Genomic DNA, 564 nt, shown 5'->3' with positions numbered 1-564 from the left:
AGCACGTTTTCCGGCACCGCGCGCACCATTTCGGTCGCGATATAGCCCGGCGCGACCGCATTCACGGTAATGCCCTTGGCGGCGCCCTCCTGGGCCAGCGCCTTGGTGAAACCGTGAATGCCCGACTTGGCCGCGGCATAGTTGACCTGGCCGTACTGGCCGGCCTGGCCGTTGACCGAGCCGATGTTGACGATACGGCCGAAGCCGCGTTCGCGCATGCCGTTCAGCACCGCGTGGCACATGTTGAAGCAGGACGTCAGATTGGTCTGGATCACCTGGTTCCACTGCTCGAAAGTCATCTTGTGCATGGTGCCGTCGCGCGTGATGCCGGCATTGTTGATCAGCACTTCGACCGGACCGACATCGCTCTCGATCTGCGCGACCATAGACTGGCAGGCTTCGTAATCGCCGACGTCGAACTTGTAGACCGGAATGCCGTGCTGTTCACTGAAACTACTGGCTTTTTCGTCGTTACCGGCATAGTTGGCGACCACCGTATAGCCGGCATCCTTGAGGGCCAGGCTGATGGCTTCGCCGATGCCGCGGGTGCCGCCGGTAACCAGC

At 61.7% G+C, this 564-nt stretch carries 1 protein-coding gene; it reads right to left on the bottom strand.

Annotated features, from left to right (window positions below):
- Positions 1 to 563, bottom strand: a 563-nt coding sequence (locus ACQY6C_RS14910) for an SDR family NAD(P)-dependent oxidoreductase (RefSeq protein ID WP_427970075.1), incomplete at its 3' end; no start/stop codon positions are given.
- Position 564: the final 1 nt, after the last annotated feature.

The organism is Altererythrobacter sp. (assembly GCF_050299635.1).
Lineage (GTDB): Bacteria > Pseudomonadota > Alphaproteobacteria > Sphingomonadales > Sphingomonadaceae > Erythrobacter.
Note: the sequence above shows the minus strand (reverse complement) of the source record. Positions and strands in the feature narration are given on the sequence as shown.